The 595-nt window shown below is 62.4% G+C and carries 1 protein-coding gene; it reads left to right on the forward strand.

Translation table 11 applies throughout. The features are described 5' to 3' along the window. On the forward strand, nt 1-595 hold a 595-nt coding region (locus ABE456_RS28475), incomplete at both ends, for an immunoglobulin-like domain-containing protein (protein ID WP_346646907.1).

Raw genomic sequence — 595 nt, forward strand, 5'->3', positions numbered from 1 at the left:
CGCTACCGGCTCGATCAACGTCACGGCTCCGGACAACGTCTACACCGGCAGCAATACGCCTGTGGTGCAGTCGATCGGTACCGTTACCGGCGCTGATGTCGGCAAGTTCGAACAACTGACCCTGAACAAGACGCCGGTCAGCACTACCGTCACCGACGAGCCAGGCTCGGGTACCCCGAGCACCCCAGGCCACGAGAACCAGGGCGACGTGGTGCTGGTCACGATCACCGCCAACCAGGATACAGTGGCGGAAAACGTCAAACCGACCTTCACCGTGCACATCAACACCGTGCTGGATCACGACCTGCTCGTGACCCTGAGCAACGATGCGGTGGTGACCATCAAGGCCGGTCAGCTCAGCAGCGAACCGTACACCCACGCTGAGCAGGGCGACGACGTCTACCTCGACAAGGGCGAAATCAGCCTGGGCATCAAGGAAGCGGTTGACGCGACCGGTGCCGGCTTCGAAAACCTGCAGTACGGCGGCGCGGCGACCGTTGAAGTCACCGACACCATCGACGAAGTGGTGGCGACCCTGACGGCCACTGAGTCCGTGAGCGAAGGCGGGGTAATCACCTACACCATCACCCTGACC

It is taken from the genome of Pseudomonas sp. TWI929 (assembly GCF_039673335.1).
Classification (GTDB): domain Bacteria; phylum Pseudomonadota; class Gammaproteobacteria; order Pseudomonadales; family Pseudomonadaceae; genus Aquipseudomonas.